The 13,592-nt window shown below is 59.1% G+C and carries 10 protein-coding genes; 6 read left to right on the forward strand and 4 right to left on the reverse strand.

Annotation, left to right across the window (positions count from 1 at the left end; genetic code table 11):
* Positions 1 to 57: 57 nt before the first annotated feature.
* A complete protein-coding gene (locus tag FHT73_RS10695) occupies positions 58 to 1,524 on the reverse strand; it encodes an alpha-glucosidase/alpha-galactosidase (RefSeq protein WP_183711495.1) in 1,467 nt (488 codons plus the stop codon).
* A gap of 243 nt (positions 1,525 to 1,767) precedes the next feature.
* Here FHT73_RS10695 and FHT73_RS10700 point away from each other — a divergent pair, with 243 nt between their 5' ends.
* Positions 1,768 to 2,637, forward strand: coding sequence for an AraC family transcriptional regulator (locus FHT73_RS10700; protein ID WP_210290314.1), 870 nt, complete (start codon positions 1,768 to 1,770; stop codon positions 2,635 to 2,637).
* A gap of 197 nt (positions 2,638 to 2,834) precedes the next feature.
* Positions 2,835 to 5,078 (forward strand): glycoside hydrolase family 2 protein, encoded by a 2,244-nt coding sequence (locus FHT73_RS10705; RefSeq protein ID WP_183711497.1) that lies wholly within the window; start codon positions 2,835 to 2,837, stop codon positions 5,076 to 5,078.
* A 21-nt stretch (positions 5,079 to 5,099) separates the two neighbouring features.
* Here FHT73_RS10705 and FHT73_RS10710 read toward each other — a convergent pair whose 3' ends face one another.
* Positions 5,100 to 6,011, reverse strand: a complete 912-nt coding sequence (locus FHT73_RS10710; protein ID WP_112399597.1) for a GntR family transcriptional regulator — start codon at positions 6,009 to 6,011, stop codon at positions 5,100 to 5,102.
* Positions 6,012 to 6,257: 246 nt separating this feature from the next.
* On the opposite strand from FHT73_RS10710, the gene FHT73_RS10715 reads away from it, so the two are divergent.
* The 4 genes from FHT73_RS10715 to FHT73_RS10730 all read left to right on the forward strand — a co-directional run bounded on the left by FHT73_RS10715 (position 6,258) and on the right by FHT73_RS10730 (position 11,093).
* Positions 6,258 to 7,277 (forward strand): aldo/keto reductase, encoded by a 1,020-nt coding sequence (locus FHT73_RS10715; protein ID WP_183711499.1) that lies wholly within the window; start codon positions 6,258 to 6,260, stop codon positions 7,275 to 7,277.
* Positions 7,278 to 7,455: 178 nt separating this feature from the next.
* A complete protein-coding gene (locus FHT73_RS10720; RefSeq protein ID WP_112335830.1) occupies positions 7,456 to 8,445 on the forward strand; it encodes an ABC transporter substrate-binding protein in 990 nt (329 codons plus the stop codon).
* A gap of 94 nt (positions 8,446 to 8,539) precedes the next feature.
* Positions 8,540 to 10,090: a sugar ABC transporter ATP-binding protein gene (locus FHT73_RS10725; protein WP_112608736.1), complete on the forward strand. Its 1,551-nt coding sequence runs from the start codon at positions 8,540 to 8,542 to the stop codon at positions 10,088 to 10,090.
* Between the two features lie 31 nt (positions 10,091 to 10,121).
* Complete coding sequence (locus FHT73_RS10730; RefSeq protein WP_112335828.1) at positions 10,122 to 11,093, forward strand: ABC transporter permease; 972 nt, start codon at positions 10,122 to 10,124, stop codon at positions 11,091 to 11,093.
* Between the two features lie 208 nt (positions 11,094 to 11,301).
* On the opposite strand, the gene FHT73_RS10735 is transcribed toward FHT73_RS10730, so the two are convergent.
* Entirely contained in the window at positions 11,302 to 12,303 is a 1,002-nt protein-coding gene (locus FHT73_RS10735) for an acyltransferase (RefSeq protein ID WP_112399594.1), read from the reverse strand.
* Complete coding sequence (locus tag FHT73_RS10740; protein ID WP_183711501.1) at positions 12,300 to 13,592, reverse strand: O-antigen ligase; 1,293 nt, start codon at positions 13,590 to 13,592, stop codon at positions 12,300 to 12,302. The genes FHT73_RS10735 and FHT73_RS10740 overlap by 4 nt, the downstream gene beginning before the upstream one ends.

Here is a 13,592-nt window from a genome sequence, read left to right on the forward strand (position 1 = left end):
TGCGGCGGGATATCACCCCTCTGCCGCCGCAGCCATTGTCTTCCGATCTGCTGTTCGTTAGCCGGCCTGCTTCAACGCGGCCTTTTCTGCCCGCAATTCCTCGATCGAGCGTACGTTGCGGCTTGCCGCACCCTTCCAGTCACGCGTCTTGACCTTGCCCTGCGACAGGCGCTCCTTCGCACCATCAACCGCATGGGCATATTGCGGCAGCCAGCGCGCTTCCGCGACCACCATTTCGTCGACCATCTGCCAAACCTCCTCCGGTGTGGCGACGGCACCGACCAGCGGATCATGCAGGACGGCAAGCTTCAAGAGGTCGATATCGCCGCTGATAGCGGCATGGACCGACATGCGCTGAACGTTGATCGAGGATATGCAGGTCGCTGCACATGCCTCCGGCAGAGTAATTCCCGCCACCATGTTGATGCCGAAGCGATCGACGAAGCCGGGTGACTCGATGATGGCATCGGCGGGCAGATTGGTGATGACGCCATTGTTCTTGACGTTGAAATGGCCACGATAGACGCGATTGGTTTCCAACGCCTCGAGAATATGGCTGGCATGCTCATTGGAGCGGCGTGCCGGGTCGATCGGTTGCGAGGCGCTATCGAGGATCTGCTGGAATTCCGTCTCGAACCAGTTGCGTGTCTCGGTGGAATGACGCAGATAGCCGCCGGTCTCGCCATGGATCCAGTCCGACATGTCGATCCACTTGTTGATCTCGTCGGGGCGCTTGCGATACCAGGGCAGGTATTCCGACAGGTGTCCGTTGCTCTCCGTCGAATAGACGCCGAAACGCTTGAGAACGTCGATACGCAGCTTTTCCTGCTTTGAATAGACCGGATGCGCCTCGAAGGCTGCGATCAGCTCATCCTTGCCGATCTTGCGACCGTTGAAGCGCAGATCGACGAACCAGGTCTGGTGGTTGATGCCCGAGCAGATATAATCGAGTTCGTTCTTGTCCTTCGCGCCGAGCACTTCGGCGATCTGTTCGGCTCCATGCTGGACGCCGTGGCAAAGGCCGATCGTGTCGACCTTGCCGTATTCGATCGCCGCCCAGGTGTTCATCGCCATCGGATTGGCATAGTTCAGGAACTTGGCGCCCGTCTCTGCGACTTCACGGATATCCTTGCAGAAGTCGAGAATGACCGGGATGTTGCGCTGGCCATAGAGAATGCCGCCGGCGCAGATCGTATCGCCGACACATTGATCGATGCCGTATTTCAGCGGGATGCGGATATCTTCGGCATAGGCTTCGAGGCCGCCGACGCGCACGCAGCTGATGACATAGCGTGCGCCTGACAGTGCCGCGCGGCGATCCGTCGTGGCCGTGACACGTGTCGGCAGCTTGTTGGCTTCGACGATGCGATCGAGGATCGCCTTGATCATCGTCAGATTGTGCTCACTTACGTCGGTCAGCGCGAATTCGACGTCGCGGAATTCCGGCACGCAGAGAATGTCGGTGAACAGCTTTTTCGTGAAGCCGACGCTGCCGGCGCCGATAATAGCGATTTTGAAACTCATGATCCTCACCTTCAAGTCGATCGAATAAGCAGCGGCAGGGAAATCGACAGCATTTTGGTCCATGATCGCAGCGATTGCGAAACTGGCCGAAATCGTGATTTTTCCTCCGATCGCCGTTCCTCGCCGGCGAGCATGCGCTGTTTTCTGGCGGGATTATGCCTATAATCACGGAGGCGAACAGAGAACTATTATGCTTTTGAGGGTAATTTTGTGCTGCAAGAATTGATCGATAACGGACAGGTCATGCGGACGGTTTCCCTGCCGCGTGGACGCCACCGCTTGCACGCCATGCCGACCAGTGCGGGATATGAAATCCGCGACGACGAACCCTATGATTGGGATGGACGACGGCGCGGCCTCACACCGTTCACCGTGCTACAGCACACGATCAGCGGCACGGGTCGCCTGCGCTATGAAAGTCGTAACTATCGCGTCAATGCCGGTGATACGCTGCTCGTTCTCGTGCCGCATAATCATCGCTATTGGCTGGAGAAGGGGGAGCGCTGGGAATATTTCTGGATTTCCATGAACGGCGAGGAAGCGCTGCGCATCCATCGGCTGATCCTCGCCGCAGCCGGTCCGGTGTTGAAGCTGCAGCAGGCGACCATCGATCATCTTGCCGATTGCAGCCTTCGGCTCGTCAAGGGCGCCACGACGCCGGCTTCGGCTTCGGCGATCGCCTATGAAGCCGCCATGGCGCTCTACGACGACGTCTTCGGCTCGCATGCCTTTGCTGCCGACCGCTCCGTCATGCAGATTGTCATCGACCACATCAATGCCAATCTCGACAAGCCACTGCCGGTCGAAGAGCTTGCAAAGGTGGGCGGTCTCAGCCGCGCGCATTTTTCGCGCGTCTTCGCCGAGAGCGAAGGCGTGCCGCCGGCTGAATTCGTGCTGCAACAACGGATGCAGCGCGCGGCGAAGCTGCTGACGAAGGCTGCCTTCATTCCCGTCAAGGAAGTCGCGATCATGTCGGGCTTCGACGATGCCAATTATTTCTCCAAGGTATTTCGCCGCATCTACGGCATCAATCCGACGGAGTTTCGCACGACAGGCATGTATGCCGCCGTGCGCAGTCCGGTCGAGGAGACGAAGAACGCGCGGAGCCGATAGATCCATGATAGGTCGGCATCCTTGCTATCGCTTGTATGCCTTGAAAATCGAAATCCGCCAACTGGTCGCATTGCGCAACGGCGGCGGGCCTGTATAGATATCGCCCCGCGGCGTCCCGCCTGCCTCGCCGCGCGCCTGACTTCCCAGCAACATCTGTTCGTCATCCGATGCGACGGGCTTAATCGATAGGATTGAATATGCGTTCTGTTGTCGCCTTCAATGAATCCTGGACGTTTCATGAAGGGTTTTCGCCCGAGGATGCCGGCCGCCAGCAGGAAGGATGGAGTGTTACGCTGCCGCATACGGCCGTCGAACTGCCCTTCAATTATTTCGACGAGAAATCCTATCAATGCGCCTTCACCTATCAGAAGATCATCAACTGGGACGAGGCCTTCGCAGGCCGCGAGGTATCGCTGATCTTCGATGCGGCCATGGCCGATGCCGTCGTCTATCTGAACGGTGAGGAAATCGTTGCCCACAAGGATGGCTACACGCCGTTCGAGGCCCGCCTGACCGGCCGCCTGCGCAAGGGTGAGAATTTGATCACGGTCAAGATCGACGGCAGCGAGAATCCGCAGATCCCGCCTTTCGGCGGCCGGATCGATTATCTCACCTATGCCGGAATCTATCGCGATGTCTGGCTGAAGGTTGCCGCGCCCGTCTCCGTCGCCAATATCAAGGTCGAGACGACGGATGTCCTTTCCAACCGCAAATCCGCGACGGTGCGCTGCGATATCTCCAATCCGCAAAATCTTGCTTTCAAAGGTACGGTGACCGTTACTTTGCGCTCCGCCGATGGTGCAGCTATTGCTGCCGCCCAGGCTGACACGTCGGGCGAAAGCGTGACGCTCCGCTTCGCCGACCTTTCCGGCCTTTCGCTGTGGGAACTCGACAATCCCGTCCTCTATTCCGCCGACGTGGAGCTTGCGAGCGAGCACGGGATGGACCGTCTTGCCGCGACTTTCGGCTTCCGCACGGCAAACTTCACCGCGGAAGGTTTCCTGCTGAATGGCAAGAAGCTGAAGCTGCGCGGCCTCAACCGCCATCAGGCCTTCCCCTATGTCGGCTATGCCATGGGCCGTTCCGCCCAGGAGCGCGATGCCGAAATCATGAAGCGCACGCTGAAATGCAACATTGCGCGCACCTCGCATTATCCGCAGTCCAAATGGTTCCTCGATCACTGCGACCGCATCGGCTTGCTGGTTTTCGAGGAAATTCCCGGCTGGCAGCATATCGGCGATAAGGAATGGCAGCAGGAATCGATCCGCAATGTACGCCGGATGATTGAGCGCGACTGGAACCATCCGTCCATCGTCATCTGGGGCGTGCGTATCAACGAATCCCAGGATTCGCATGATTTCTACACGGAGACGAACCGGCTGGCGCGCGAGCTCGATCCGACGCGCCAGACCGGCGGCGTGCGTTACATCACCGAGAGCGAAATGCTCGAGGACGTCTATACGATGAATGATTTCATCCTCGGCAATGAGGAACTGCCCGGCGCCAACCGGCCGCGCACGCCGCTTAGGCCGCAGCAGGAAAATACCGGCCTTTCCAAGGATGTGCCCTATCTGATCACCGAATTCGGCGGCCATATGTATCCGACGAAAATCTACGATCAGGAGCAACGCCAGGCCGAGCATGTGCGCCGGCATCTGGAAGTTCTGAATGCCGCCTATGGTGACCCATCGATCTCAGGCGCGATCGGCTGGTGCATGTTCGACTATAATACCCATAGCGATTTCGGCTCGGGCGACCGCATCTGCTACCATGGCGTCATGGACATGTTCCGCGAGCCGAAATTCGCCGCCTATGTCTATAGCAGCCAGTGCGAGCCCTCCGAAGAGGTTGTCATGAAGCCGGTCACGATCTGGGCACGCGGCGAGCGCAATATCGGCGGCGCCCTGCCGCTGATCGTGCTCACCAATTGCGACGAGGTCGAGCTGCGCTACGGTTCTCTGACCAAGCGTCTCGGTCCGGACCGGGAAACGTTCCCGCATCTACCGCACCCGCCCATCGTTTTCGATCACCGCTCCTTCACGCCGGACGAACTCGGCGTATGGGGCATGGAGTGGGAGGACGTGCATTTCACCGGCTATATCGGCGGCAAGCCGGCGGTGGAGCAACACATGGTCGCCAATCCGCTGCCAACCTCGCTCCAGGTAGAAGCCGATTCTGATACCCTGCGCGCAGGTGAGCGCGATACGGTGCGCGTTATCGTTCGCGCGCTCGATCAGGCTGGCTCGCGTCTTCCTTTCCTCAATGAAGCCATCAAGATCAAGGTTGAGGGTCCGGCGAAGGTCATCGGGCCGGAAACGGTGGCATTCCAGGGCGGGACCACGGGTTTCTGGCTGCAGGCAACCGGAGAAGCCGGTGCGATCAAGCTCGAAGTCTCATCTCCGCGCTTTGCCCGCCAAAGCGTGAGCTTTACCGCAAAATAACGCGCTGCCGGCTCTCTTCCGTCAGGCGGCGGAGCCGGCAATTTCGCCTGCGGCTTGCGGGATCGACTGCAACAGCGTCTGTCGCGCCGAGGCAAGGTGCAGACGGCAGGCGGCATCGATCCTTTGCTGGTCGCGCGATTGCAGCGCTTCGATGTAGTCGAGATGCTCCGCCACGGCGCGGGCATTGCGCTCGCGGGCAAACGCCTTGTTCCACTGATAGTGATAGTGAAAAATGATGGCAATGACGTCGTAGAACTCGGTGATGAAGCGGTTCTTCGAGGCGCGATGGATGAGGAGATGGAATTTTTCGTCAAGGCGCGAGAAATCGCGGTAGTGCGCGTCGAAATCTTTAAGCAGTTCATGGTGTTCCTGCTCGATCGCCTTGAGATCCTCCCAGGCGTGATGATTGGCCGGCAGGCGGCCGAACTCGGCGGCCGAGTGCAGCTCGAACATTTCGCGCACGTCGGCAAGCTCGAGTGCGAATTCGCTGGTGAAGCCCTTGAGAATCCAGTGGCTGTTCGGCCGCTTCTCGATCAGGCCGAAGCGGCTGAAACGGATAAGGAATTCACGAACGACGGAGGTGCCCGTGCCGATTTCGCGCGCCAGTTCCAGCTCGTTGATCTGCATGCCCGGCTGGGCTTCGTCGGACATGATGCGCGTCATGAAGCTGCGCTCGATGATATTGTGCAGGGAATCGGTTTCTTCCTTGGGGAAGAAATCGGCCTGGGTCGGCAGGCGGAGCACTGTCTTCTGCCGCTTGTTCCACAGAATGATGCCAGCGTCGCTTAGACGCATGAGGATCGCTCGTGCCGTGCTGCGGCTGACGCCAAGTTCGGCTGCGATTTCAGGCTCGCTCGGCAGCTCGGTATCGAGCTTCAAGCGGGCCGCATAGCGATTATAGGCTTCCTTGAAGAGCGTGTTTTGCCTTGCCATTTCCCCCTCACGTCTCGTCGCCGCTCTTTGCTGGTGGCGCTGTCTGAACCATGTCCCGATGGCAGTCAATTGCAGGAGTTCTGTCGAAACCGCAGTTTCCGTCGTCTCCCGCGACGGTCCCCATGATTTCCTCGTTGACACCAAAATGTTTATTGTAGATAAAAAACAAAATCAATGGCGATGGATGTCGAGAGCCTCCGTTAACGCCACCGAAATTGAAATGGCAGCCATCACAAGGGAGAGGTGATGCAGACGAGAACAATCGGCAGGACGGGCCTTGAGGTCACGGAGATCAGCTTTGGCGCTGCGGCGCTGGGCGGCCTCTACCGTGCCTGCCCCCGCGACCAGGCAATGGCGACCCTGCAGGCAGCCTGGGACAGCGGCATCCGCTATTTCGACGTTGCGCCCTGGTATGGCTTCGGCCTCGGCGAGCGCCGCGTCGGCGATTTCCTGCGTGATCAGCCTGAAGACAGCTATGTTTTGTCAACGAAAGTCGGCCGCCTCATGCGCCCGGTGCCGACCGACAAGGTGCCGAACTACGGTTATGTCGATCCCCTGCCTTTCGATGCCGATTATGATTATTCCTATGACGGCATCATGCGCTCGGTAGAGTTCAGTTATGCCCGTCTCGGCCTTAACCGCATCGATATTCTCTATGTCCACGATATCGGCGGCTATACCCACGGCAAAGCGCTCAACGAGCACTATCTCGGCCAGCTTCTAGGCTCCGGGCTGAAAGCTCTTGAGGAGTTGAAGTCGTCCGGCGCGATCAAGGCTTATGGTCTCGGGGTCAACGAGATACCGGTCTGCCTGGATGTAATGCATGCGGCCGATATCGATTGCATCCTGATTGCCGGCCGTTACACGCTGCTGGATCGTTCAGCCGTTGCCGAGCTGCTGCCGCTTTGTGAGAAGAAGGGAACATCGCTGGTCGTGGGCGGCGTCTTCAATTCCGGCATTCTGGCGACAGGACCCGTGCCCGGCGCGCATTTCGACTACCTGCCGGCGACGCCGGATATTTTGGCCAAGGTCGGAGCGATGGAGGAGATTGCCCGCAAGCACGGTCTGCCGCTTGCCCAGCCGGCGCTTCAGTTCCCGCTGCGCAGTCCCAGCGTGGCCTCGGTTCTGATCGGTACGGCGAAGCCCGAAAGTCTTGTTCGCAATATGCAACTGATGGAGCCAAGGCTTCCCGACCGCCTGTATGAGGAATTCGAAGGCTTGACTGTGGTCGCGCCTCCTTTGGGAGACGAGGCTGTGAGAGTCTAGTAAATTGAGAGCTATCGAGCCGGCCGGAGAGGCGGCTTCGTAGAGGAGGAAAGCCTGTTTTGGCGTCAGTGGCAGTTCCACCGAGCCAAGCGTGATGCCTCAGGGCGTTACGATACCGAGCCGTAAGCGTTCAACGGCGGGTGTGCAGGAGAATAGAGCGCTTTGAGAGGAGAAGCAGATGAAAATTGCCAAGTCACTTCTGTCCCGCCGCAGCTTTGCCGGCCTTGCCGGCGCTGCCGTCATCGCCATGGCGATGCCCATGCAGTCCTTCGCGGCCGACGTGACCATCCCGATCATCGTCAAGGATACGACATCCTTCTACTGGCAGATCGTTCTTGCCGGCGCCCGCCAGGCAGGCAAGGATCTCGGCGTGAAGGTGCCGGAACTCGGCGCTCAATCGGAATCCGACATCAACGGCCAGATCAGCATTCTCGAAAACGCCGTCGCCGGCAAGCCGGCTGCGGTCGTCATTTCGCCGACCGAGTTCAAGGCGCTCGGCAAGCCTGTGGATGAAGCCGCCAAGTCCGTGCCGGTCGTCGGTATCGACTCTGCCGCCGATTCCAAATCCTTCATCTCGTTCCTGACCACCGACAACGTTCAGGGCGGACGTATTGCCGCTGACGGTCTTGCCGCCGCTGTCAAGGGAGTTACCGGCAAGGAAGAGGGTGAAATCGCCATCATCACCAGCCTTCCGGGTGTCGGCTCTCTCGACCAGCGTCGCCAGGGCTTCCTGGAAGAGGTCAAGAGCAAGTATCCGGGCCTCAAGGTCGTTGCCGATAAGTATGCGGACGGCCAGGCAACCACCGGCCTGAACATCATGACCGACCTGATCACTGCCAATCCGAAACTGGTCGGCGTCTTCGCCTCCAACCTGATCATGGCACAGGGTGTCGGCCAGGCGATCGCCGAAAACAAGCTCGGTGACAAGATCAAGGTCATCGGCTTCGACAGTGACGACAAGACCGTCGGCTTCCTGAAATCGGGCGTTCTTGCCGGCCTGGTGGTGCAGGATCCCTATCGCATGGGTTACGATGGCATCAAGACGGCGCTTGCCGCTTCCAAGAAGGAAAAGGTTGCCGCCAACGTCGACACTGGCGCCAATCTCGTCACCAAGGCGAATATGAGCGATCCGAAGATCGACGCTCTGTTGAACCCGAAGGTCAAGTAAGTCTAAGGGCCGCGCCCGCGAAATCGGGCGCGGCTTTTTCGTCTGGTCGCTTTCCCAAGGTGGCCGCGCGGCGATGCGAGAGCGAGGAGACCCCATGACGAGCCTGGAAGAAATCAGCCATCGGCACGACGACACCGTCAAAACAGAAGCAAACCGAATTCGGGCCGGTTCGCCCATCCTTGAGCTTAAGGGCCTGCAGAAACGCTATGGTTTCGTCGAGGCGCTGAAGCCGGCAACGATAACGTTTCTCGCAGGAGAAATTCACGCGATTGTTGGTGAAAACGGTGCCGGCAAATCGACGCTCATCAAGCTCCTGACCGGCGTCATTACGAGAACGGCGGGTGAGATTTTCTGGTGTGGTCATCCGGTTGCGCTCGCAACGCCGAACGAGGCGATCGCCCGCGGCATCAACGCGGTTCATCAGGAGGTGGTGCTCTGCCCGCACCTGACGGTCGCGGCCAATCTCTTCCTTGGGGATGAGGTCAATCGTTTCGGCCTTATGCGCAAGAAGCAGATGGTGGCGATGGCGCAGACCGTGCTCGACGATCTCGGTTTCGGATTGCCAGCCGGCGAACTCTTGAGCTCGCTCACGATCGGCCAGCAGCAGCTGGTGGCAACGGCAAGAGCCGCGATGCGCGGTACGCAGTTTCTGATTTTCGACGAACCTACCGCCTATCTCACCCGTCAGGAATCGGCGCAGCTGTTCAAGCTGATCCGTCGGCTTCAGGGCGAGGGCGTAACGATCGTCTATATCAGCCACCGCATGGAAGAGGTGTTCGAGCTCGCTGACCGGGTCTCCGTCTTGCGCGACGGCACGCATGTCGGCACCCGCACGATCGCAGAAACCAACGATGACGAGCTGATCAAGCTGATGATCAATCGTTCCATCGATCAGATCTATCACAAAGAAGAAATCCCGATTGGCGACACCATCCTTGAAACGCGCGGCCTTTCCGGCCCCGGTTTCGAGAATGTTTCGCTGAGCGTCCGTGCCGGCGAGATCGTCGGCCTCTACGGGCTGATCGGAGCCGGCCGCAGCGAATTCGCGCTCGGTCTTTATGGACGCCAACCGCTTTCTGCAGGCGAAATCTACTGGCAGGGGCGCAAGGTCAATATCCGCAACGAGCGCGACGCGATGGAGCTCGGCATCGCACTGGCGCCCGAAAGCCGGCGCGATCAGGGGCTTTGTCTCAACCTGCCGATCGGCCTCAACATCAATCTGCCCGTGTTCGAGCGGCTGAGCCATGGCCCGATCATCAATAACAAGAGCGAAGCGGCCAATGCAGACAAGCAGATCCGCGATCTCAGCATCAAGACGCCGAGCCGAAGGGTTCTGGTCTCCGCCATGTCCGGTGGTAACCAGCAGAAGGTCGTCATCGGCAAATGGCTGAGCCACGGCGCCAAGCTCTTCATCTTCGATGAGCCGACGGTCGGCGTCGATGTCGGAACCAAGGCCGAGATCTATCGTCTGTTTGCCAAGCTGCTTCGTGATGGCGCCGGCATCATCGTGATCTCGTCTTATCTGCCGGAAGTCTATGAGCTGGCCGATCGCCTGCACGTCTTCCGTAGCGGCCAGCTGGTTGCCAGCCATGATTTCCACGCGGCAACGCATGAGGAAGTTCTTGGCGAAGCGATTGGCGTCTAAACGATAAACAAGTCTAAAGAGGGAGAAAAAAATGGCCGCGAATACGACAGAAGGCCCGACCGTAGCGCCGCGGCGCAAGATGAACATCCTCTTCAGCCTGACGCTGATTCTGCTGCTTCTGGCGCTCTGGATTGTTCTCGGATTCTGGACCGACAAGTTCTGGACGCCGCTCAACATAACCAATCTGATGCGTCAGGGCTCGATGACGGCCATTCTTGCGCTTGGCCAGACCTTTGTCATCATCACGGCGGGCATCGATCTTTCCGTCGGCGCGATCGTCGGCTTCTGTACCGTCATCATCGCCTGGCTGTTGCAGGCGGGTTTCCCGGTGTGGTCCGCCATCCTCATTACCTTGTTGTTCGGGGTTCTGATCGGCGCATTTCATGGGTTCGGCATCGTGCGCATGGGTCTGCCGCCCTTCATCATCACGCTGGCGACATTGACCTCGCTTCGCGGCATAGGGCTGCTGATTACCAACGGCTCGACGATCAACATCGTCAATGACGATTTCAGCAATTTCGCAGTGTCCGATTTCCTGGGCATCCCGAGCCTGTTCTGGATGGTGATCCTGGTAGCGATTCCGGCTGTCATCTTCCTGCATCTGAGCCGCTGGGGCCGTTATCTCTTCGCCGTCGGCTCAAACCGCGAGGCGGCACGCCTGTCCGGCGTCAACGTCAACTGGATGATCTATCTCGCTTACATCCTGTCGGGAACCTGTGCCGCATTCGTCGGCATTCTGCTTGCCTCGCGCATCGCCATCGGCAATGCCACCCAGGCCGACGGCTGGGAGCTGCAGGCGATCGCCTCCTCGGTGATCGGTGGCACCAGCCTGTTCGGCGCCGTAGGTACGGTCTACGGCCCTTTGATCGGCGCCTTCATCCTGGCGACCATCAACAATGGCGCCAACCTGCTGAACCTCAACTCCTTCTGGCAGCGCATCATCACGGGCGTCCTGATCATCGTCATCGTCTATTTCGATCAGCTGCGCCGCCGCCGCGCTTAGCAGTGTAATTGATACGCGATGCAGCCAAATCGGGCGGGCTACCCCGCCCGATTGCTGTTCGAAACAAGGGCCTCGCGATCGGGTTGGACGATCGCCCAAAACGTGGTGCCGACCGGAGCCCATATAGTCCCGAATGCAAGTGGCACGTAGGGGCGATGGATGATGATCTCCAGCAGGTATGAGAGCGAGAAGCGCAGCCCGTCAGGTCTCAGGCCGGTGAGGGCCGGGATCTCCGCCAGCTCAGGCCCTTCAGCAGATTGCGCAACGGCTTTTCGACGGCTTCATAGGCGACAACGCCGAGGAGCGTGCCGGAGATGACGCTGACGAAGGTAACGGCGTCTGACGGTATCTGCAGCGACGACAGCAGCTTGACGATCACCGAGATCGCGAGCGTATGCCAGAGATAGATCGAATAGGACGCGTTGCCGAGATAGGTGAGGGGAGGGACGGATGGCAGCTTGCCGCTGCGCTCAATGGAGACCGTGCCGAGGACCAGGGCGACGGCAAGCGGACCGCACGTCATCTCGTTGAAGTCGAGGGCAAGCAGCTCGATGGCGGCAAAACCGGCGATCGATACGATCACCAACGCGAGGCCAACGCCAATGCTAGGAACATGTCCTTTCAACCAGAACCGGGCAAGCACTGCGCCTGCCACGAATTCCAGAATAATCGGTCTGACATAGGTGGCAAGCATCGGCGATTGCGGATGGATGAGAGCGCCGATCGCGACGAAAGCGGCAAAGATGCCGATCAAGCTGCCGAGCCGCAGGCGCTGCGGCAGGAGCAGGCAGGCCGCGAAGATCACATAGAAGAACATCTCGAAATTCAGCGTCCATCCCTGCACCAGCACAGGCCATATCTCGCCGCTGCTGGGCGACCTGACGGGAATGAACAACAGCGAACCGAATATATGGCTCGCCGTCAGCTTCATGTTCGGAAACAGTCCCACCACGGCGCCGGCAATCATGATGATGGTCACGATCCAGTAGGATGGCGCGATGCGCTGCAGCCGGTCGAGCACGAAACGCAGCGGCGTCACGGGACGGCGCTCGCTCATGGTCCACATGATGAAGCCGCTGATGACGAAGAAGACGTCGACGCCGGCGGCGCCGATGCGGAAATGGCCGCCGCTGCGCTCGGCTGCATGAAACAGCACGACCGCAAGAGCAGCAAGAGCACGCAGATATTGGATGCCGTAAAGCGTCTTCATTGGCCCGTTCGCGGCTCCCAATTGACCGGCGGCGCGAATGGCATCTGCTCGCCCATGTGCGGGGGCGCCTTCGCAGGAATACGTGTTCGCATGGAAAGCTTTCCTGCCGTGAAATAAAACAGGAAGGAACCGACATGGTACGGATTCAGAATATCGATCTCCACGAAAGACCGGATCAGCAAAAGCGTCGCAATTCCCAGAAGCAGATAGGATTCGTCGTTTCTGACATCGCTCAGAAAGCGGCTGATATGGCCGATCACAGCCGTCAGCAGGATGGAGGCGAGCAGGCACACACCAATGAGCCCGGTCTCGACCATCGTCTCGATATAGGTGTTGTGGAAATGGAAGCCCGCGCGCGAGGCAATATAAAATTCCTCCCACAGCCGTTCGGGCTCAGAAAAGCCCTGTACCCAGTACGCCTGGTAGCCGACGCCGAAGAGGAGATTCTGCTGCGCAGTCGCGATGCCCTGTTGCCAGAGATAAGTGCGCCCGGTGAGCGTGGAATCCTTGCCGAAGGCGCCGAGGACGAGATCGACCGCACCGAGGTAGACGCCCGCGACCGCAAGGATGACCCCGACCACGGCTACCGTCACAAACAGCCTTTTCCGCTGTTTGGGCGACAGATATAGGATAATACGCAGGCTCACGCACAAGAGCACGACCAACATCGTCGTCAGAACCGATGTTGCCGATGCCGAGGCATGCAGGCAATAGGCCGATAACAGACCGGCAATTCCAGCACCGATCATCCAAATCCGCCGCTCGCCCAGAACGAAGACGGCGGCAAAGGCGAAATAGATGCCGAGCGAAGCATAGAAGCCGAGCTGGTTCTTGGAATCGAAGGCGCCGACGAAACTGTAGGTTCCGTCTATGGGATCATAGGCATAGTAGCCGAACAACATGGAATAGAGCAGCACGATGCCGGTGCCGACGATCGCGCCGCGTGTCAGCGTGCGGATATCGAGCGTGCGCATGGCGACCAGGGCGCAGAAGATATGCGTCATATACTGGATGGATGCCCGTGCCGTCGTCGGGGGGACGACCGACCAGAAGATCGACAGAAAGGTGAAGAAACCGAAGGCAAAAAGCCAGAGCTGCCTGTGATAGCTGCCAAGTACGTTCCGGTAGTCCATCATGACAAGCGGAAACCACAGCGCGTAGTAGAGCAGGATCGAGGGCTGACCGAAGCGGGAGGAGTAGGCAAAAACGAAGAAGGACAGGGTAATCGCCACCGTGCCGTAGGTGGCGTTGCTGCCAGGACGGATAAAGATCGATTTGGCTATCCGCAT

Source organism: Rhizobium sp. BK098, assembly GCF_014193155.1.
GTDB lineage: Bacteria > Pseudomonadota > Alphaproteobacteria > Rhizobiales > Rhizobiaceae > Rhizobium.

Excerpts from the sequence above, each read along its gene's own strand:
- FHT73_RS10695 (WP_183711495.1), bottom strand. The coding sequence starts at position 1,524 with ATGAGTTTCAAAATCGCTATTATCGGCGCCGGCAGCGTCGGCTTCACG.
- FHT73_RS10700 (WP_210290314.1), top strand. The coding sequence starts at position 1,768 with ATGCGGACGGTTTCCCTGCCGCGTGGACGCCACCGCTTGCACGCCATG.
- FHT73_RS10705 (WP_183711497.1), top strand. The coding sequence starts at position 2,835 with ATGCGTTCTGTTGTCGCCTTCAATGAATCCTGGACGTTTCATGAAGGG.
- FHT73_RS10710 (WP_112399597.1), bottom strand. The coding sequence starts at position 6,011 with ATGGCAAGGCAAAACACGCTCTTCAAGGAAGCCTATAATCGCTATGCG.
- FHT73_RS10715 (WP_183711499.1), top strand. The coding sequence starts at position 6,258 with ATGCAGACGAGAACAATCGGCAGGACGGGCCTTGAGGTCACGGAGATC.
- FHT73_RS10720 (WP_112335830.1), top strand. The coding sequence starts at position 7,456 with ATGAAAATTGCCAAGTCACTTCTGTCCCGCCGCAGCTTTGCCGGCCTT.
- FHT73_RS10725 (WP_112608736.1), top strand. The coding sequence starts at position 8,540 with ATGACGAGCCTGGAAGAAATCAGCCATCGGCACGACGACACCGTCAAA.
- FHT73_RS10730 (WP_112335828.1), top strand. The coding sequence starts at position 10,122 with ATGGCCGCGAATACGACAGAAGGCCCGACCGTAGCGCCGCGGCGCAAG.
- FHT73_RS10735 (WP_112399594.1), bottom strand. The coding sequence starts at position 12,303 with ATGAAGACGCTTTACGGCATCCAATATCTGCGTGCTCTTGCTGCTCTT.
- FHT73_RS10740 (WP_183711501.1), bottom strand. The coding sequence starts at position 13,592 with ATGCGGATAGCCAAATCGATCTTTATCCGTCCTGGCAGCAACGCCACC.